The 18,916-nt window shown below is 65.5% G+C and carries 21 protein-coding genes; 12 read left to right on the forward strand and 9 right to left on the reverse strand.

Features of this window, described 5'->3' with window-relative positions:
• Nucleotides 1-119 precede the first annotated feature (119 nt).
• The 4 genes from ectA to thpD are packed head-to-tail and all read left to right on the forward strand — an operon-like array spanning nt 120 to nt 3,253.
• A complete protein-coding gene (ectA, locus tag AB0J29_RS18425; protein ID WP_364787052.1) occupies nt 120-704 on the forward strand; it encodes a diaminobutyrate acetyltransferase in 585 nt (194 codons plus the stop codon).
• Entirely contained in the window at nt 701-1,969 is a 1,269-nt protein-coding gene (gene ectB / locus AB0J29_RS18430) for a diaminobutyrate--2-oxoglutarate transaminase (protein WP_364787055.1), read from the forward strand. Before ectA ends, ectB begins: the two co-directional genes overlap by 4 nt.
• Before the next feature lies 1 nt (nt 1,970).
• Nucleotides 1,971-2,369 carry an ectoine synthase gene (locus AB0J29_RS18435; RefSeq protein ID WP_364787058.1) on the forward strand — a complete coding sequence of 133 codons (399 nt, stop codon included), beginning with the start codon at nt 1,971-1,973 and terminating at the stop codon, nt 2,367-2,369.
• A gap of 8 nt (nt 2,370-2,377) precedes the next feature.
• Nucleotides 2,378-3,253: an ectoine hydroxylase gene (gene thpD, locus AB0J29_RS18440; protein WP_364787061.1), complete on the forward strand. Its 876-nt coding sequence runs from the start codon at nt 2,378-2,380 to the stop codon at nt 3,251-3,253.
• Between the two features lie 314 nt (nt 3,254-3,567).
• On the opposite strand, the gene AB0J29_RS18445 is transcribed toward thpD, so the two are convergent.
• Nucleotides 3,568-4,464: an aldo/keto reductase gene (locus tag AB0J29_RS18445; RefSeq protein WP_364787064.1), complete on the reverse strand. Its 897-nt coding sequence runs from the start codon at nt 4,462-4,464 to the stop codon at nt 3,568-3,570.
• Between the two features lie 58 nt (nt 4,465-4,522).
• Here AB0J29_RS18445 and AB0J29_RS18450 point away from each other — a divergent pair, with 58 nt between their 5' ends.
• The gene (locus AB0J29_RS18450) at nt 4,523-4,870 is read left to right on the forward strand and encodes a MerR family transcriptional regulator (RefSeq protein ID WP_364787067.1); all 348 of its coding nucleotides are present in this window, start codon (nt 4,523-4,525) and stop codon (nt 4,868-4,870) included.
• Between the two features lie 158 nt (nt 4,871-5,028).
• Here the strand turns inward: AB0J29_RS18450 and erm are convergent, their stop codons facing one another.
• Both erm and AB0J29_RS18460 read right to left on the reverse strand, forming a co-directional pair.
• Complete coding sequence (gene erm, locus AB0J29_RS18455; RefSeq protein WP_364787070.1) at nt 5,029-5,829, reverse strand: 23S ribosomal RNA methyltransferase Erm; 801 nt, start codon at nt 5,827-5,829, stop codon at nt 5,029-5,031.
• A 428-nt stretch (nt 5,830-6,257) separates the two neighbouring features.
• On the reverse strand, nt 6,258-7,499 hold the full coding sequence (locus AB0J29_RS18460; RefSeq protein ID WP_364787073.1) for a tetratricopeptide repeat protein: 1,242 nt from the start codon (nt 7,497-7,499) through the stop codon (nt 6,258-6,260).
• A 496-nt stretch (nt 7,500-7,995) separates the two neighbouring features.
• On the opposite strand from AB0J29_RS18460, the gene AB0J29_RS18465 reads away from it, so the two are divergent.
• From AB0J29_RS18465 to AB0J29_RS18475, 3 genes are all read left to right on the forward strand, one after another.
• Nucleotides 7,996-9,075, forward strand: a complete 1,080-nt coding sequence (locus AB0J29_RS18465) for a dihydrodipicolinate reductase (RefSeq protein WP_364787076.1) — start codon at nt 7,996-7,998, stop codon at nt 9,073-9,075.
• Nucleotides 9,072-9,557: a carboxymuconolactone decarboxylase family protein gene (locus AB0J29_RS18470; RefSeq protein WP_364787079.1), complete on the forward strand. Its 486-nt coding sequence runs from the start codon at nt 9,072-9,074 to the stop codon at nt 9,555-9,557. The genes AB0J29_RS18465 and AB0J29_RS18470 overlap by 4 nt, the downstream gene beginning before the upstream one ends.
• 174 nt (nt 9,558-9,731) lie before the next feature.
• A complete protein-coding gene (locus AB0J29_RS18475; RefSeq protein ID WP_364787082.1) occupies nt 9,732-10,106 on the forward strand; it encodes a hypothetical protein in 375 nt (124 codons plus the stop codon).
• Nucleotides 10,107-10,400: 294 nt separating this feature from the next.
• Here AB0J29_RS18475 and AB0J29_RS18480 read toward each other — a convergent pair whose 3' ends face one another.
• From AB0J29_RS18480 to AB0J29_RS18490, 3 genes are all read right to left on the reverse strand, one after another.
• Nucleotides 10,401-11,693, reverse strand: a complete 1,293-nt coding sequence (locus AB0J29_RS18480) for an MFS transporter (RefSeq protein ID WP_364787085.1) — start codon at nt 11,691-11,693, stop codon at nt 10,401-10,403.
• Nucleotides 11,683-12,339 (reverse strand): metalloregulator ArsR/SmtB family transcription factor, encoded by a 657-nt coding sequence (locus tag AB0J29_RS18485; protein ID WP_364787088.1) that lies wholly within the window; start codon nt 12,337-12,339, stop codon nt 11,683-11,685. The genes AB0J29_RS18480 and AB0J29_RS18485 overlap by 11 nt, the downstream gene beginning before the upstream one ends.
• Nucleotides 12,340-12,915: 576 nt before the next feature.
• Nucleotides 12,916-13,602 (reverse strand): hypothetical protein, encoded by a 687-nt coding sequence (locus AB0J29_RS18490; RefSeq protein WP_364787091.1) that lies wholly within the window; start codon nt 13,600-13,602, stop codon nt 12,916-12,918.
• Nucleotides 13,603-13,700: 98 nt separating this feature from the next.
• Between AB0J29_RS18490 and AB0J29_RS18495 the strand changes: the two genes are divergently transcribed.
• Both AB0J29_RS18495 and AB0J29_RS18500 read left to right on the forward strand, forming a co-directional pair.
• The gene (locus AB0J29_RS18495) at nt 13,701-13,976 is read left to right on the forward strand and encodes a metalloregulator ArsR/SmtB family transcription factor (RefSeq protein WP_364787094.1); all 276 of its coding nucleotides are present in this window, start codon (nt 13,701-13,703) and stop codon (nt 13,974-13,976) included.
• A gap of 2 nt (nt 13,977-13,978) precedes the next feature.
• Complete coding sequence (locus AB0J29_RS18500; protein ID WP_364787304.1) at nt 13,979-14,368, forward strand: VOC family protein; 390 nt, start codon at nt 13,979-13,981, stop codon at nt 14,366-14,368.
• Between the two features lie 3 nt (nt 14,369-14,371).
• Here the strand turns inward: AB0J29_RS18500 and AB0J29_RS18505 are convergent, their stop codons facing one another.
• Both AB0J29_RS18505 and AB0J29_RS18510 read right to left on the reverse strand, forming a co-directional pair.
• Nucleotides 14,372-15,301 carry an LLM class flavin-dependent oxidoreductase gene (locus AB0J29_RS18505; RefSeq protein WP_364787097.1) on the reverse strand — a complete coding sequence of 310 codons (930 nt, stop codon included), beginning with the start codon at nt 15,299-15,301 and terminating at the stop codon, nt 14,372-14,374.
• A 57-nt stretch (nt 15,302-15,358) separates the two neighbouring features.
• Nucleotides 15,359-15,868: a GtrA family protein gene (locus tag AB0J29_RS18510; protein WP_364787100.1), complete on the reverse strand. Its 510-nt coding sequence runs from the start codon at nt 15,866-15,868 to the stop codon at nt 15,359-15,361.
• Between the two features lie 179 nt (nt 15,869-16,047).
• Here AB0J29_RS18510 and AB0J29_RS18515 point away from each other — a divergent pair, with 179 nt between their 5' ends.
• On the forward strand, nt 16,048-16,851 hold the full coding sequence (locus AB0J29_RS18515) for an aldose 1-epimerase (protein ID WP_364787103.1): 804 nt from the start codon (nt 16,048-16,050) through the stop codon (nt 16,849-16,851).
• Here AB0J29_RS18515 and AB0J29_RS18520 read toward each other — a convergent pair.
• The gene (locus AB0J29_RS18520) at nt 16,840-17,607 is read right to left on the reverse strand and encodes a TetR/AcrR family transcriptional regulator (protein ID WP_364787106.1); all 768 of its coding nucleotides are present in this window, start codon (nt 17,605-17,607) and stop codon (nt 16,840-16,842) included. The genes AB0J29_RS18515 and AB0J29_RS18520 overlap by 12 nt on opposite strands.
• A gap of 105 nt (nt 17,608-17,712) precedes the next feature.
• Between AB0J29_RS18520 and AB0J29_RS18525 the strand changes: the two genes are divergently transcribed.
• Nucleotides 17,713-18,912: a DUF418 domain-containing protein gene (locus tag AB0J29_RS18525; protein WP_364787109.1), complete on the forward strand. Its 1,200-nt coding sequence runs from the start codon at nt 17,713-17,715 to the stop codon at nt 18,910-18,912.
• Nucleotides 18,913-18,916: the final 4 nt, after the last annotated feature.

Consider the following 18,916-nt stretch of genomic DNA (forward strand, 5'->3'; position numbering starts at 1 on the left):
ATATGACGCTGCCTGCGGTTGTGATCTTTTCGTAATACAACCGCAAAGAGTTCGACAGGTTCACCTCAAAGTTGCTTCGTAAGCCTGGATAAGTACTGCAGACCCGACCAGGGAGACGTATGTCGCTGCACACCTTGTCCACCACGACGATCGAACCTTCGGTCACCGAATACCCTTCGGCCGTACCGATTTCCAGGCCGCGCACGCAGCCGGTACTGCGCCCCCCGAGAGTCGGTGACGCGGCCCAGATCTGGCGAATCGCCAAGGATTCGCAGGTCCTCGACGCCAACTCCAGCTACGCCTACCTGCTGTGGTGTCGTGATTTCGCGAGCACCTCGGTGGTCGCCGAGGTCGGTGGCCGGGTCGTCGGGTTCGTGATCGGCTACCTGCGCCCGCAGGCGCCGGAGACGGTGTTCGTGTGGCAGGTCGCGGTCGATCACGATCAGCGGGGACAGGGCCTCGGCGCCGCGCTGCTGGACGCGCTGCTGAACAGCGCTGCCGATGCCGGTGTTTCCGCATTGGAGACCACGATCGCACCGGACAATCCGGCCTCGATCGCGATGTTCGCCTCGGTGGCGCGTCGCCGGTCGGCGCGGATGACCAAGCACCCGCTGTTCGATTCCGAACTCTTCCCGGACAGCCACGCTGCCGAGGACCTCTATCTGATCGCCCCTACGGCCCGAAAGCAGGAGGATCGCCGTTGATTACCGCCGAAACGACCATTTTCGAGGAGCTCGAATCCAATGTCCGCGGATATTGCCGGGCCTGGCCGACGGTGTTCACCACCGCGTCGGGCAGCTGGTTGCGTGCCGAGGACGGGAAGGAGTACCTCGACTTCTTCGCCGGCGCGGGTGCCTTGAACTACGGCCACAACAATCCGGTGCTCAAGCGGCCGCTGCTGGACTACATCGCCGGTGACGGGATCACCCACGGCCTCGATATGTCGACCGCGGCCAAGCGCAGACTGCTGGAAACCTTGCGCGACACCGTGTTCGCGCCGCGTGGCCTGGAATACAAGGTCCAATTCCCCGGGCCGACCGGCGCGAATGCCGTCGAAGCCGCGCTGAAGTTGGCCCGCAAGGTCACCGGACGCGAGACGATCATCAGCTTCACCAACGCGTTCCACGGCATGTCGCTGGGTGCGCTATCGGTGACCGGCAATGCCGCCAAGCGGGCCGGTGCCGGTGTGCCGCTGGTACATGCCGCGCATATGCCCTATGACGGCTACTTCGACAACACCACCGCCGATTTCCAATGGATGGAGCGGGTGCTCGACGACACCTCGTCCGGTTTCGACCGGCCCGCGGCGGTAATCGTGGAGACGGTGCAGGGTGAGGGAGGTGTGAATATCGCACGCCCGGAGTGGCTGCGGCATCTGTCCGAATTGTGCACCGCGCGTGGCATTTTGCTGATCGTCGATGATGTGCAGATGGGCTGCGGCCGGACCGGACCGTTCTTCTCGTTCGAGATCGCCGGTATCACCCCCGATATCGTGACGCTCTCGAAATCCATCGGCGGCTACGGTTTGCCGCTGGCGTTGGTGCTGTTCAAACCGGAACTCGATGTCTGGACTCCGGGCGAGCACAATGGCACCTTCCGCGGCAACAACCCGGCCTTCATCACCGCACAGGCCGCGCTCGAGCACTTCTGGTCCGACAGCACCCTGCAGGCCTCGACCGAGGCGAAGGGGCAGCGGATCGGCGCGGCCCTGACCCAGGCGGCCGAGTACTTCCCCGGCATTTCGGCGCGGGGTCGCGGACTGGTCCACGGCGTGGCCTTCGACGATCCCTCCCAGGCCGGCAAGGTCTGCCAGGTCGCCTTCGAGCATGGGCTGCTGGTGGAGACCTCCGGTTCGCTCGATGAAGTGGTGAAGTTGCTGCCGCCGTTGACGGTCACCGACGACGAGGTCGAGCATGGATTGCGGGTGCTGACCGGCGCGATCGGCACCGTCTGCGGAAAGGAGCGTTGAGATGATCGTGCGCAGCACCGCGGAGATCACCGGCACCGAACGCGATGTCGCGGGCCAGGGTTGGCGCAGTAAGCGCATCGTGCTGGGCGGCGACGGCGTCGGATTCTCCTTCCACGAGACCACCATCGAGGCCGGGACCGTACACGAGTTCCACTACCGGCATCACGTGGAGGCGGTGTGGCTCATCGAAGGTGAGGGGACACTGACCGATCTGGACCACGATGTCAGCTATGAGTTGACACCGGGCTCGATGTACCTGCTCGACGGGCACGAGCGCCACCGGTTGGAGGTGCGCACCGATATGCGGATGATGTGCGTGTTCACCCCGCCGGTCACCGGGCAGGAGGTTCACGACAGCGACGGCGTCTACCCACTTGTCGCGGTCCAGGTAAGCGGTTAGGAGGCGCAATGACGTTGGTGCGGACCGACGATCGCTACCCGACTCGGCTCGTCACGGCCGGCGAGCACCGGGACCGGACCGATCCCACGGTGTGGGGCGCGGTCGATTCCGAGGAGCTGGCCTCCTTCGATGCCAATGGTTTCGGGATCGTCGAAGAGCTGCTGGCGCCCGCCGAGGTCGCGGAGTTCAGTGCCGAAATCGACCGTCTCGCCGGTGATCCGGTGCTGCGGGGTGATGACCGGGTGATCGTGGAGAAGGCCTCGAACCGGGTGCGGTCGGTCTTCGAGGTGCATCGGCTCAGTGGCGCGATCGCCGACCTGGTTCGTGAATCCCGGGTGGCCGGATTGGCCAGACAGGTGCTCGGTTCGGATGTCTACATCCATCAGAGCCGAGTGAACTATATGCCCGGCTTCCGCGGCACCGGCTTCTACTGGCATTCGGATTTCGAGACCTGGCACGCCGAGGACGGTATGCCCGCACCGCGTGCGGTCAGCCTGTCCATCGCCCTGACCGACAACTACCCGATCAATGGCAGCCTCATGGTGATGCCGGGCTCGCACCGGACCTTCGTGCCGTGTACCGGCAGCACTCCGGCCGAGCATTATCGGGAGTCGTTGCAGGAACAAGAGATCGGCGTACCGACGCACGCCGATATCGAGGCGCTGGCGAACCGGTACGGCATCACCCAGTTCACCGGCAGCGCGGGATCGGCCCTGCTGTTCGATTCGAACATCATGCACGGTTCGTCGAACAACATCACGCCGTTCCCGCGCTCGAACATCTTCCTGGTGTTCAACAGCGTGGAGAACACGCTGCTCGAGCCGTTCGCCGCCCCGGGCCGGCGACCGGCGTATATCGCGAGCCGGGACTTCACGCCGGTGTAGTCCGATACGACGCAACCGGTCTCGGGCCGCCTCACCCGAGACCGGTTGCGCGCGTCGATAACCCGTTGTCGATGAAAATCCGCTCACTCGGTACGTCGAGCGCGCGGAGCTGCTCGGTGTGGATCTCGATGTCCTGTTCATCGGTGGAACAGCGGCAGTATCCGACGCGAAAGCACCCGCCTGGACTTGGCGCGATCGTCTGCGGCCTGACCGATCGGCCCAGCTCCTTCGCGCGTTCGATACCGACGAGGCCGGCGTCGAACGCGGTGGGCCGGGCGTGTGGCACAGGTCCCGCCACCAAGCGCGGCGGGCAATCAGGCTGCGTTCACGGGGTCGCCGATGGCAGTCAGGCGGGCGAACTGGTCATCGGACAGTGCGAATTCCAGCGCGCCCATGTTCTCTGCGAGGTGTGTGATCGAGGCGGTGCCCGGGATCGGGATCGTTGTCGGTGAGCGGTGCAGCAGCCAGGCGAGCGCGACTTGGGCGGGTGTCGCGCCGATCTGCGCGGCGATGGTGGCGACCGGGCTGTCCGGGCGCGCGTGTTCGCCCATGGCGATGGGGAAGTAGGGCACGAAGGCGATGCCGTGTTCCGCCGTGTAGTCCACGACGGCCTCATGCTGGCGGGCGAGCAGATTGTAGTGGTTCTGCACCGCCGCGATCGGAGTGATTTTCGCGGCGGTCTGGAGTTCGGGTACCGAGACTTCCGACAGACCGATGTGGCGCACCTTACCTTCCTGCTGGAGCTGATACAGGGTTCCGATCTGATCGGCGATCGGCACCGCGGGATCGATGCGATGCAGATAGAGCAGATCGATGCGGTCCACTCGCAACCGCCGCAGGCTCAGCTCGGTCTGCTGGCGCAGATATGCGGGGTGACCGAGCGGCACCCATTCTTCGGGTCCGGGTCGGGTGTTGCCGATTTTGGTGGCGACCACGAGATCGTCACGATAGGGGTGCAGTGCCTCGGCGATGAGTTTTTCGTTCCCGCCCAGCGCATAAGCGTCGGCGGTGTCGATGAGATTCACCCCTAGCTCGACAGCGCCGCGCAACACGGCGAGCGCCTCGGCGCGATCGGTCGGAGGCCGCCAGATATGCGCGGTGCCACCACCGCGGGATGTAGGGGTGTCGGTGAGCCGCATGGCGCCGTAGCCGATCCGACGTACCGGGAGATCGCCACCGAGGCTGAAGAATTCGCTTGCTGTTGCAGTCATGCCATCACTGTAAAATCTGACATGGATGTCAGAATCAAGCGAGCATGAGGCGGATCACATGAGAATCGGTGAGCTGTCCCGAACCACCGGCGTCAACCCACGGTTGCTGCGGTACTACGAGCAACAGGGCTTGCTCACCTCACAGCGCGCCGCCGGTGGCCATCGCCGCTTCAGCGAGGACGCCCCGGTTACGGTCGGTCACATCAGGGCCATGCTCGCCGCAGGACTGTCGACCCGAGTCATCCAGCAGGTGCTGCCCTGTGTGGAAGGGCCGGGTCCGCAGATCAATGCCTGCGTCGCTGATGTTCTGCAAGAACGGTTGCGCGATATCGGGGAGCAGATCACGACCCTGGAAAACGCACGTTCTGCCCTCACTGGCATGCTCGCCACCGTGACACAGTCGTAGCGCCCTGATACCAGGCCGGATCGTGACCCCGGTGCTGTGCGAACCGCCCGGCGACGGTCCGCAGCGACCGTCGCCGCCGGAACCGGAGCGGGGTGCGTCATCTGCGCATCGCAGCTCCGCCGATACCCGGATGGCGGCCGAGTTGGGCAACTGATTTGCTAGCTCAATGCCTGGTAGAGGGTGAGCCAGCGGTCGGGGGAGATGAGGCCGACCGGCTCGTCGAGGGCGATTCCGGCCATGGTGCAGGCCGCTCGGACCTTCGGAGCCGGAGCCGCCCGGCACAGTGTGGCCGCGAGGGAGCCGCCGAGGCCGGAGAAGCCGAATTCCACAAATTGGTGGTAGCCGCGGAGTTCCTGACGTGTGAGAAGTGGTTGTTCACGTCGGCGTAGTCGCAGGACAGCGGCGTCGACCCGCGGTATCGGATGGAAGCGGTAGCGATGGACTCTGATGCCCAATTCCATTGTGATGGTGGGCCATTGGGTGACAGTGAGTTTGGTCCAGCGCCCGTAGTCCCCCGCGTATTTGCGGGCGAACTCGCATTGGGTCAATAGTGTCGCCGAGGTGAGCTTCGGTGCGGTCAGACACCACCGCACGATATCGGTACTCGCAGCAAACGGGATATTGGCGACAACCGTGAATGGTTCGCGGGGTGGGGTGATTTCGCGAATATCGGCGTGGTGCACGTGAATTCGGCGGTCGTTTGCATACCGTGCGCGAAGTTTCTCGGCGTAATGGCGATCCTTTTCATAGGCGAGGACGCGGTGCGTGTTGTTCAAGAGATGACCGGTGAGCATGCCGTCGCCGGGGCCGATCTCCACGACGAGGTCATCGGCGCCGATACCGGCCGCGCGTACCAGCCTCCGCGCCCCATCGGTATCGGTGAGGAAGTTCTGCGATAGCTGTTTACGGGTGCTGCCGGAGCCGATTCGGGCATGCGGTAGCGAACGATTGCGGGACATGGGTGTCCTCCGAACAGAGTGGTCGAATCAGGAATGTGTGATTCGCCCGGACCCGTGCCGGAACACTATGGGGCGCAACCCATCCCAGTGCGGTCACGTAACGACCGAACTGGCGGAATCGATCAGACCGATCGGGAAACGGGAGCAGCGCAGTGCGCGGGCAGCGGCCGGGCCGCCGCGCGGAGCCGCACGTAGTACGCGCAGACCGCGCACGCTCCGTTCAAGCCAGGACTGCATCCCATATGGGCAAACTAGAGCACGCCGGAGTTGTGCGCGACTGATTTATCGCGCCCGTCGTCCGAGCCGGTGCGCGGCGAAAATCGAGGCGAACTTATCCGCGGTATCCGGTACACCGTCGCTCATCCTCTGCTCGGCTTCGCGCCGATGGCCGCCAGGGCTCAGCTGGCGGCGGCGAATCCCGCTGCCGCTCAGCCGAAATCGACCGATTGATCGTGTACGTCGGTCTGTTCCTCGGCTGCGCAGGCACGCCATGCCCTGGCTTCGTCGTGATTGCCCCGACGTTCGAGAAGGTCGGCGAGTCCGGTTATGGCGCGTGATTCGCGGCGCTCGGCCGCGGTGCGCCACCAGCGCTCGGCATCGCCGAGTTCACCGCGATTGAACAGGACGACGCCGAGGTCGTAGGCGGCGCCGGCGTGCCCGGCCTCGGCCGCCTGTGTCCACAGGCCGCACGCCTGTTCCTCCTCACCGCGTCCGAACATGGCGACGCCGAGATCGTAGAGGGCGGCGCGATAGCCGCGGTCGCCATCGTGGGTGCGTGGTTGCGGTTGCGCGGGCTTCATTGGCTCCGGGAGCCGGGCATGGTCGGAATCCGCTGCCGGTTCTGGCGTTACCGGCACCTGCTTTTCGATTGTCGGCGACGGCTCCGCCAACCGGGTACGCGCGGCCTGCAACGGTGTGGTCTGCTCTGCCTCCGGAAGCTCTGGGTGGGCGAAGGTCGTTCGCAGTGCTTCCGGGAAACGCGCCGTTTCGAGGTCAGGGGGTGTCGGCTGCGGCGGCTCGGGGAGTCGAGGCCGCTCAGGCGTAGTGGATACGGCTTGCTGCGGCTGAGTCGGTGGCGGCGGCTGCGCGGATCTGTCCTGTCGCGGTTCTGCGGGCCATGGCGGTTGGGGCGCGGCAGCCGGGTCCGGGACTGCGGCGGCCGACAAACTCGCGGTCTCCACCTCGACCACGAGGTTGGCGAAATTCGGTGGACCCTCGCCGACACTGCACCAGAGGATGATTCGGCCGTCAGGTGGTTGTTCGATGAGAATGCCGTAGTTGCCGGACCAGGATTTCTGTGCGCCGAACGCGTCGACCCAGACCGGCGTCAGCGAGAACAGCGCATTCGGATCGGTCGGGACCACATCGAAGGTGACGCCGGCGGCGAGAGCATCGCTCCACACGTCGACACCGGTCAGGCGTCTGCCATCGATACCGATATGCCCGTCGACCACCGACAGTCCGATCCCGTGTCCGCGCAGACCCGCGGGCGGTGCCGCGGACAGCAGCGTCATGGTGACCCTGATCGGCGCGGGCCCAACGTGTTCGGTGTACATCGGGTAGATCAGGCTGCCATTCCAGGTGATCGGGTCGGCGGATTGATAGCGGGCGGCCAGCGGTGGGTTGTCCGGCGAATTTTGGGCATACCAGTGCGAATACGGCTGATTCATATTGCGCCCCGACCTTTCACCGATGTTTCCTCGCCCCTGTCTGCACGGTCCGGCCGGTAACACCGTACCCGCCTCGGATGTGGTAGGCGTGTCAGTATCGGGTGCGCCGCGCGCGATTCACCCCGACCGTGACGTCGAAAAATTCCTCGCCCGTTGTGGTGCGGCAGCCAGTCTGTCGAGTTCGCGCCGCACGGTATCGGCACGTCCGGTCCGATAAATCGAACAGTACGGTCAGTCTGTCCAGGTACCGGCGACGGTCGGTGCGCAGTTCCGCCAATACCGGTGCCAGTTAGGGGAACTGGCCGGCGAGTGCCGGGAACGCCGGTGTGGTGTCGGGTCAGCGCGGCGCAGAATGCCGTGCAGTGCGCGCGAAGTTACGTTTCGCCGATTACCTGGTCCGCTCCAACAGGGTGAAATGCGAGCACGAATTCGCTAGTCGCACTGCGTAATTCCGAGAATAGCGGTCACCGAACCAAGCGCTTGCTACGCTCAGCCGATGATCCCCACAATTGTCTGGGGCACCGGCAATGTCGGCCGCGCGGCCATCCGCGCCGTCGACGCGCACCCGGCGCTGGAACTCACGGGCGTGCTCGTCCACAATCCGGATAAGGTCGGCCGCGACGCGGGTCGGCTCGCGGGACTCGACTACGATCTCGGCATCCCGGCAACCGCCGATATCGATTCGGCCCTCGCGGGCGGCCCTCGGGCCGTGGTGTACGCGGCTTCGGGCGATATCCGTCCCGATGACGCGCTCGCCGACATCGTCCGGGCCATCGAGTCCGGCGCGGTCGTGGTCACCCCGGCGCTGTACGCGCTCTACGATCCGTGCAGCGCTCCACCCGAAATGCGCGATCCGGTGCTCGCGGCCGTCGCGCGGGGCGGCGGGTCGCTGTTCGTCTCCGGTGTCGATCCCGGCTGGGGCAATGATGTGCTACCGCTGCTGATGAGCGGACTCGGCAGCACCGTTGATGTGATCCGGTGCCAGGAGATCTTCGACTACACCACCTACGACCAACCTGATTCGGTGCGCTATCTGGTCGGTATGGGCCAGCCGATGGACTATCTGCCGCCGATGGTCGCGCCGGGCGTCCCGACCATGGTGTGGGGCGGCCAGATTCGGTTGATGGCGCGGGCACTGGGCGTCGAACTCGAGGAGATCAGCGAAACCCTGGACCGGCGCGCGCTCGACGCCACGGTGAGCACCGAGCGGATGGGGGAGTTCGCGGCGGGTACGCAGGGCGCGTTGCGCTTCGAGGTGCAGGGGATCGTCGCGGGCGAGGCACGCATCATCATCGAGCACGTCACCCGGATCCACCGGTCCTGCGCACCGGACTGGCCGATGCCACCGGACGGCGAGGGCGCGCACCGCGTGCTCATCGAGGGCCACCCGCGCATCGAAATCACCATCGAGGCCGCCGACGAGGACGGAAACCGTTCCGCGGGCGGCAATGCCACCGCGGTCGGCCGACTGGTGAATGCCATCGACTGGCTCGTCGACGCCGAACCCGGACTCTATGACGCCCTTGATGTCCCACTGCGTCCCGCAGTCGGCAAGCTCGGAAGGAAACACACATGATCATCGACATACCCGAGGGCAAGGACCCGATCGGTTACGTATGGGGCGAGATGGTGCCCGGAATCGGCCTTGCCGCCTCGAACTTCTCGCTGTCGGTGTATTCGCATTCCACCCTCGGACTGCGCGAATTCGAGGCGGCGCGACTGAAGATCGCGCAGGTCAACGGCTGCATCTTCTGCCTGGATTGGCGCACCGAACGCGACGGTCAGAAGGTGGAGCCGGAGTTCGCGGACGCGGTCACCAACTGGCGCACCACCGAGCTTTTCGACGAACGCACCCGGCTGGCCGCCGAATACGCCGAGCGCTACGCCACCGATCACCACAATCTCGATGACGAGTTCTGGGATCGGATGCGGGCGCACTACAGCCAGACCGAAATCGTCGAATTGAGTATGAGCATCGGGTCGTGGTTGGCCTTCGGGCGGCTCAACCATGTGCTCGGGCTGGACGCGGTGTGTGTACTGCCCGGACATTCGTCGTAGGCGAATGACTTCGGCCCAGAGACAAACAGGTTTCTGGGCCGGGTATGGCGACCGCCTCGGGATCGCCGAACAGCGCATCCCGCTTGCGGGCATCGAACCGGTTCCCGAAATCGGGACCTGCGGTGGTGGCGTTGTGTAGCCTTGCCGCACAACATGTCTGGGAGGGGTGTGGCCATGGATCCGATCACCGTTATTGTCACTGCTTTGATCGCCGGTGCCGCGGCAGGCGGCCAGGAAGCGGCCTCCGCCGCTGTGCGCGATGCCTACCTAGCAATCCGCAGCCGCATCAGCCGGGGCGGCGGTGACGCGGAGGCTACCGTCGCGATCGAGGCCAATGAGGCCGAGCCGGGCGGCGATGTCGCCGCCATCGAGGCGGCGGTGACGCGGGCCCTCGTCGTCGATGATGTCGAACTGCGGGCTTGGGCAGCCCGGCTGTTGGCGGCTGTGCCGTCCGCGCACGTCGACCGCGCGCAGAGCCGGATCGATCTGAGCTACGCCAAGGGCGTGCAAGTCGGTGACGACAACACCCAGCACAACACCTTCCACTGAGCCGTCGTGATGAGCGACAGGCCCGGTGCTTGCGCACGCGCGCGCCCCGACCTGGCGTGGCCGGTAGTGCCCGCACGGTTGGTGACCGCGAGGAGCGGGTAGTGAAGGTTTTGCCATGGGGGTAGGTGACGAGGATGAATCCGACGTCCCCACCGAGCGCGCCGTCGACGCGCGTCACGCCCGAGGTGTGCAGATCGGTGACCGCAACACCCAGTTCATCTACAACTACCGGGGAACGTGGAGCGATACCGCACCCGCACGATGCAGGCCGCGAAAAGACTGTGTGCCTGCGGATTACGAGGATAGCGGCGCGCGGTCGCGGCGGGTCCACCACAGCACCGGCAGCAGTGCCAGCGACAGGAATCCGCCGCACAGAGCCAGGGTGGCGTAGTCGGTGGCCGAGACGACCACCCCGGACACCGCACCGCCACCGGCGCCGGCCAGGGCGACCGCGACGTCGATACCGCCCTGGACACGAGGCCGGTTGCGGGGTTCGGTCGCATCTACCACCAGCGCGGTTCCGGCGATCAGCCCGAAGTTCCAACCCAGCCCCAACAGCGCCAACGCCACGATCAACCCCACCAGTGAATCTCCGGGTGCCGCCGCAGCGGTGATCCCGGCGGCCATCAGCGTCGTACCGGCCGCGACCGCCATCGGGATGCGCCCGATCCGGTCGACCAGCGCGCCGGTGGCCAGCGACGGCAAATACATGGCTCCGATGTGGACGCCGATCACCAGCCCGACCTGCCCGAGGCCGTGATGGTGGGCGCGCATATGCACAGGCGTCATCGTCATGATCGCGACCATCGAGACCTGCGTCAGCACCATCACCGCCGCTCCCACCCACGCCCCTGCCCCCGGCGGCGGGACCGCACTCCCCACTGTGGGTGCTCGCTCGACCGCCGAATCCGCCTGTTCGATGGTGGTGTTCTCGGCGCGGCGGGCGATCAGCAGCGGGTCCGGGCGCAAAAGCAGCCACAGCACCGCCCCGGCGGCCAGGTACGCGATTCCGGCCAGCAGGAACGGTCCTGCCAGCGCCGGGATCCCGAGCGTGGCGGCGAGCCGTCCGAGGGGTTGCACGAGGTTCGGTCCGGCGACCGCGCCCAAGGTGGTCGACACCATGGCGACGCTGATCGCGCGGCCTCGCTCGGTCGGGCGCGCGAGATCGGTTGCGGCGTAACGTGCTTGGAGATTGGTGGCGGTGCCCGCGCCGTAGACCAGCAGTGCTGCGAACAAGACCACGATGTTGTCGGCGACCGCGGCGGCCACCACTCCGAGCGCGCCCAGCCCGCCGACGGCGAATCCCGCGCCGAGCCCGATCCGGCGGCCGAAACGCTGCGAAGCCCGGCCCACCAGCAGCGCCGCCGCGGCCGAACCGAGGGTGTACAGCGCCGCCGGCGCACCGGCCACGTCGTCACCGCCGAGCATCTGCTGGGCCAGCAACGCGCCTACCGTCACCCCGGCCGCCAGCCCCGCACCGCCGAGGACCTGACTAGCCATCACCACGATCAGGGTGCGGCGCTGCAGCCGCGCCCGCGCACCCTGATCGGTGACGGGCGAGGAGGCGACGGCGGCATCAAACGACATCGAGCGCAACCTCTCCGCTGACGCGCCACTCCATGATTCCCTCGTCCATCGCGGTCGCCTCGATCCCGCGCTCGCACAGCCAGGCGGCGGCCTCGCGGGCCAGCCGGCAGAACTCGCCCCGACAGTAGATCAGCACTCCGGTGCCGGCCGGGATCGCCTGGTAGCGGTCGGGCAGTTCATCCAGCGGGATCGATATCGCGCCCGGCACGTGACCGGCCTCGAACTCGATACGCGGGCGCACATCGACCACCGTCATGCCCTCGGTCATCACCGGCACTCCCGCAGCCACACCGCGCGGGTCGGCGGCGGCCATGTAGGTGTTGACCGCCTCACGCAATCCGGGCGAATGACGCAACGCCACCTTCTTCGCCGCTACATACAATTCGGCGACGTCGTCGTCGGTGAGGCGGTAGTAGATCGTGGTGCCCGCCCGGCGGGTGGCCACCAGCCCAGCGTGCTTGAGGGTCTGCAGATTCGACGAAACCGTCGTCACCGTGATCCCGGTCATCCGTGCCAGCGCATCCACCGAATGCTCACCCTGCGCCAGCAACTCGATCAACTCCAGTCGCCGGCCACTGCTCATAGCCTTGACCACGTTCGCAAACGCGTCGAAGACCATCGCCTTCCCGCTATTCGATGATTCCACGGAATAGGAGAGTAGCAGTGGATCGTGTGCACACAACCCGACCGCTCGACTCGCTACCCGACACTCCTCGGTCTGCGGCGAGACTCTATTGGCCGTCGCCGAGTGCCGGTCTGTAATTCATGTTCAGTTTGATCTGCCCCGCAAGGGAAGGAGGTGGGACCAGAACAGCGGGGTAAGGCCACGTTCGTCCTCGGCGGTGACCACGCCGTCCCAGTCGGGGTCGGCGAGGATGTCGTGGATCATCAGCGTGTTGCCGTGGACTAGGACGGCCTGGCAGATAGGCAGGCATAGGGCAGATAATTTCCCGAGCCGACCTGCCGCGCACGCATCATCGCACCAGGACGACTCGGATTCTGGGCAGACAGTGGTCGACTATCTGCTATGAATCCCAAGCACCGGATCGGGCGGATTTACTCCTCGATTCCGAGTCCGAAGCCCGCGCCCTCGGCGTCGCGATGCGATCGATCGAATTACGCAGGTGCGTGACCGCATCCATGACACGGCCGAGGATGCGACCGAGGACGATACCGACCGGCGAACAGCCGCTGTACGAATTGGCCAGTGGCGCCGACTTTTTCAGTCCGCTGGCGACCAATCGATGGTGTCCAGGCGTTCCCACTCGTCGCAGGCCCAGTCCCAGATGAGTTGGGCGACGATCGCGCCGTCGGTCACCGTGGCGCGGAGGCGTTGGTCGCGGACCGGGTGGTGGATTTCGACGGTGTAGTCGGTGCCGGAGTTGCGATGGGCCTGGATGAAATTCTTTGCGTCGTTTCGCTTTGTGGCAATCAGGAATGGCTTTGCGGCCAACAGATGGAGTTGGCGGGCCCAGTCGAAAATCTCGCGCTGGGTGAGTGAGGAATATGTGCGTTCACCGCCGATATCGATCGAGGCGTGGCGGCGAACTGCGGGGCTGGTCAACGTGTTCGTTCGCGCATCGTAGATTTCATAGGCCAAACCCGCGATGAGGGCTTCGATGAGTTCGCGTACCCGGGGCGCGGTGCGGTCGATGGCGGAGCCGCGTGCCCTGCGGCGATCCACGCTGTCGGCGGCGGTGACCCGCACCGCATCTCCGGCCGCCTCGATCCGCAGCCTGGCATGCCGAGCTGCGGCCGGAATTCGGCTGTTCCAGCCGTGTAGTCCGGCGATGACGGTCTGGTAGAGGTGGTCATCCGCGGGTTGTCCGCGCCTGGATCGAAAATAAGAAAGTACGTCCCCCGGCGATGCCGCCGCGCCCGCGGGTAGCACCACGAACTCATAGCTCATCAACCCAATTTAACTCGGCCCCCGACACATTCGCGCGCCTTGTTTTCGATTCCGAACTTCACTTGACAGGCAAGTGGTTACTTGCCTATCGTCAGGGCGTGAACGGCGATGTCTTCAAGGCGCTGGCCGATCCCACGCGTCGGGCGATCCTCGACGAACTGGCCGATCGCGACGGTCAGACATTGTTCGAGCTCTGCGCGCGGCTCACGATGGGCCACCAGCTCACCTCGAGCAGGCAGGCGATATCACAGCATCTGGATGTGCTGGCGGCAGCCGGTCTGGTGACTACACGCCGGGACGGCCGGTACAAGTTCCACCATCTGAATCGAGAACCATTGCGGCGGCTTACCCACCGCTGGCTCAAGGAGGACTGATGATCCGCATCAATATCACGAGTGTTCTGGTCGACGATCAGGACAAGGCCTTGCGCTTCTACACCGAGGTGCTCGGCTTCGTGAAGAAGACCGAAGTTCCGCTCGGCGAGGCGCGCTGGCTGACCGTCGTCTCACAACAGGAACCCGACGGCGTCGAACTGCTGTTGGAGCCCGATGGGCATCCAGCGGTCCGGCCGTTCAAGCAGGCGCTGGTCGAGGACGGAATTCCGTTCACCTCGTTCGCGGTGGACGATCTGTACGCCGAGTACGAGCGGCTGCGCGGGCTCGGCGTGCAATTCACTCAGGAGCCCCTCGAGCAGGGCCCGGTGGTCACCGCGGTGCTCGATGACACCTGCGGCAACCTGATCCAGATCGCCCAGATGAAGGGCTGAGGCTCAAGCCGTTTGGCGGACGTGCAGTAGCGCGTCGGCGAGGAGATCCAGTTGGCGGTGGGCCTGCAGTGAGCCGATGCGCAGCACCAGATGCTGCGCACCCGCATCGAGGTATCGCCCGAGCCAATGGACGCATTCGTCGGCGGAACCACCGAAATAGGCTTGGATCGTGGACATTTCGTCCAGGGATCGGCGGTAGTACCGACGGACGTAGCCATCGAGTTCGGTGCGCGCGGCGGTCGAGTCCGAGTTGATATTGATGGTGGCATAGAGGGCGGGGGTGATGTCGCGGGTCGTCTTTTCGCGCAGGGTGTGCCACGCGCGGGCGTAGGCGTCCGGGTCAGGTAGGAACGGCAGCCAGCCGTCGTACTGGCGGGCCACCCGTTCGAGCACTCGCGGTGTGTCGCTGCCCGCCAGCCACAGCGGGGGCCCGGCCGGGCTCGCGGCGGGGAGCGTGCGGGTGAGGTCGTCCAGCTGCCAGTAGCGGCCGTCGAATTCGGTTCCGCCGGACCAACTCCGGCGCCAGATGGCCACCGTTTCATCCAGTCGCCCGACGCGTTGGTCGAAAGGCACACCGACGGTAGCGAACTCGTCCCGGCTCTCGGGTAGTGGGAATCCGGCGCCGAGTCCGAGGATCAACCGGCCATTGCTGAGTTGGTCGACGGTGGCGGCGGTGTGGGCGCCCAGCAGGGGATGACGCAATGTCGCGGTGAGTGCCGCGGTGCCGACTCGGACACGTGCGGTGGTCGCGGCGACGGCGGCGAGCAGCGGCAGCGGATCGACTCGGGTTCGCGCCAGCGGGGAATCGCCGATCCACACCGAATCGAAACCGGCATCCTCAGCGGCTCGCGCGAACCGGACCAATCCGGCAGCATCGTGTTCGCCGGTCATCGAGGTTTCGCGGCTGGGGAGCAGCAGGCCGATGTGTGTCATACCGGCGATCTTCGGCCCGGTTGCCGATTCGAGGCAATTACCTCGCAGGTAAGTGACCTACCGCGGTTCGAGTTCGGATTGGACGAGATCGTCGGGAAAGGCATACCGCCGAAACGCCCAATACCGGAACGCCATGGCGAGCAGCACACCCAGAATCTGGCCGGTGATGAAGTTCGACACGGCCTGGGTGACCGGACTGACGTGCGGCACCCGGATATCGAGTACGTACAGCGCAACCGCCTGCGGCAATAGCGTGACACCGATCCCGAGCGCGCTGATGGCGAAGAACAGCGCCGCCTCGTGGTGCCGCTCCCGACCGCCCCTGGTCCGGAACGACCACTCCCGATTGAGCACATATGACACGATCGTCGCGATCAGCACCCCGAGCACGCGTGCGGTGAGCGGCTTCTCCCCGAGCACCGTCAACTTCAGCGCATAGACGATCCCGGTGTCGATGAACCAGGTGATCCCACCCACCACCGCGAACTTCAGCAGTTCACGCCGCTGGATCAGATACGACCGGTACGGATCCGGGATCCGGTCGAGCGCAACCTGGACGAAGGACACGCCCCGCACAATATCCAGCAAAATCTGCCACCTCACGTTTCCGGCCACCGATGCCGCCCTAACCCAAGCATGCCCGTACCGGTCGCACCAGGTAAGCGACCTTCAGTGCTTTGTTGGTCCGGACCAGGCTGCTCATGGCAGTGTGTTTTACCTGACCCTTAGTCGGAGGACGAGCCCAAATGGTCGATGCTGGCAATTCCAGTGTTGTGCTGACCGTCGGAAAGGCGCAGGTCAGCATCGATCCGGACAATGGCGGGCGGCTGACCGGTTTTCGGGTCGGTGAGCTGGAGCTATTGCGGCAGGGAGCGCGGTACGGTGCATTTCCGATGGCGCCCTGGTGTGGGCGAATGGGATTTGGGCAGTTCCGATATGGTGGCACGTTGCATCAGATGCCGATCAACGCGGATCCACACGCCATCCACGGCACGGCCCGCGACCGGGCCTGGCACGTCCTCAGCACCACGGCCTCCACCGCCGCCCTGAGCTGCGAACTCACCGACCCGTGGCCGTATCACGGGCGAGTCACCCAGGAAATCCAGCTCACCGAGCATGCTGTCACCCTCACCATGCGGGTCGAAACAGCGGGCGAGCCGTTTCCGGCGCAGGTCGGTTGGCATCCGTGGTTTCGGCGAAATCTGGTCTCCGGCAAGGACATCCAGCTCAATTTCAGCCCCGCATGGCAGGAAGAACGCGGCCCCGACTATCTCCCGACCGGACGCCGCACTACCCCGCAACCCGGCCCCTGGGACGACTGTTTCGCGATGCCCGATGGCACCGCCGTCACCCTGACCTGGCCGCATGCCCTGGAATTGACCATCACCAGTCCCGCCGAGTGGGTCGTCATCTTCGACCAGCAACCCGAAGCCGCCTGCGTCGAGCCACAATCCGGTCCGCCCAACGGCATCAACACCCACCCCCGGCCGGTCACCGCGAGTGACCCCTTGGAACTATCCACCACGTGGGCCTGGCGTCTACTCGACTGAGTCCGATGCGTGATCGATCTCGGCGGCCACACCGTTGAGGATCAACTCCAGCGCGAATACGAAATCATCCTCGGCCACGTCGGTATCCGCGTCCGGCGGCGTTTCGAACAGTGGACTGGCAAGCAGTGCGGCCGCCTCGGGAAAGCGGTCCGGATCGACGAGCTTCGCCAGGGTGCGGCGGTAGTTCCGATTGACCTGCGCTTCGTCGAGTCCGGTGCCGCGCAGTGCCTCGGTGACGTCCTGGGTGAGCAGACTCGCTTGTCGCACATGTCCGCTCACCAGCATCAGGATGCCCGCCTTGGTCGCCCAGGGGAGTCCGGTGTCGGCGAGTGCGCGCAGTGCGGCATCCATCCAGCCGATCATGTTCGGACCGCGGGGCGGCCCGGAGATCGGTATCTGCGGCAGCCACGGATGCTCGGCGTAGACCGCGCGCATCGCGTGCGCCCACTGGCGTAAACCGGCCCGCCAGTCGATGGGCGCGATTCCGAGATCCGGTGCCGGTCCGGTGGCGAAATCGACCATCAGCTCGAAGAGTTCGTCCTTGGAACCGACGTGGCGGTACAGCGCCATTTTCGTGAAACCCAGTGTCTGCGCGACCTTCAGTAGCGTGACCGCGCCGAGCCCGGAGTGATCGGCGAGATCCACCGCGGCGCGCACGACCCGGTCGACGTCGAGTTCCGCCGGTCGGCCGAGCCGCGCGGGCGCCGGGAGTCGCCAGAGCCTGCCCAGGTCGGCGGGCACCGCCTCGTCGGTCATGGCTCTGTACCTCCTCGGATCGCGGATGCTTCGGTAGATACTAGCCCGATAGATAGTATATATTGGATAGTATCCCTTGGATACTATTGGAGAAGGTGGCGCGTTATGACCGATCAACTGGTCGCCTCCAGATCACGAGTGCACGACGTCGACGCCCTGCGCGGATTCGCCCTCTTGGGCATCTTCATCGTCAACATCACCTTCATGGCCTCGGGTTATCCCGGCAATCTGGTGATCGACCCCGCGTACACCTCCATCCTCGACGATGCCGTGCGCGCATTGTCCGATGTGTTCGTCGATATGAAGTTCTATCTGCTGTTCTCATTCCTGTTCGGCTATAGCTTCACCCTGCAGATGGAGTCGGCCGCCGCGGCGCGAGCCGCCTTCGAACCACGGATGCTGCGCCGCATCGGGGGCCTGTTCGTCCTCGGTGTGCTGCACATCGTGTTCCTGTACGCGGGCGATGTGCTCACCACCTACGCGGTGGCGTGCATGGTCCTGTTCTGGATGCGGCGGGTCAGCGACCGCACCGCGCTGCGTGTCGCGGCGATTCTGTACGGCTTGGTCGTGGCGAGCCTGCTGCTCGGCGCGGTGGTCATGGATGCGTCGGCCCTGCTGCCCTCGACCGTCGAGGCACAGGCCCATGCCGAGCGTGCCACGCAGGCCATGCTCGGCGGCTGGGGCGAGATCATCGGTGCGCACCTCGATGGACTCGGACTCCTTGTCCTGCAATCCCTTACGTTGCAGGGCCCGACCGCGCTCGCCATGTTCCTACTCGGCACGGTCGCGGGCCGCCGCAAACTGCTCGCCGACGTACATGGCGACGAACCCATCCTGCGCCGAATCCAGCTCATCGGCTTCCCCATCGGCCTCGCGGGCAGCATCCTGTTCACCATCGGCGGCGGCGTCGGCCACGTACTCGCGGTGGCGATCAGCGTGGCCACCGCCCCATTCCTCGCCGCCGTCTACATCGCAACCCTGCTCCGCGCAATGCACAGTCCCCGCACTTCCTTTATCCGCACAGCCCTCGCCCCCGCAGGCCGCATAGCCCTCACCAACTACCTCGCCCAATCAGCAATCGGCCTCCTGATCTTCACCGGCATCGGCCTCGCCGCCGCGGGCACTTTCTCCCCGCTCGCCACCATGTCCACCGCCCTGCTCGTTTTCATCGTTCAACTAGCCTTCAGCGCAATCTGGCTGCACTGGTTCCGTTACGGCCCCGCCGAATGGATCCTGCGCTGGATCACCAACGCCCACCGGCCGACCTGGCGCGCAACCCGCCTGAACAGCAATCCCAGCGAGTGACGAA

Source organism: Nocardia sp. NPDC049707 (assembly GCF_040674855.1).
GTDB lineage: Bacteria > Actinomycetota > Actinomycetes > Mycobacteriales > Mycobacteriaceae > Nocardia.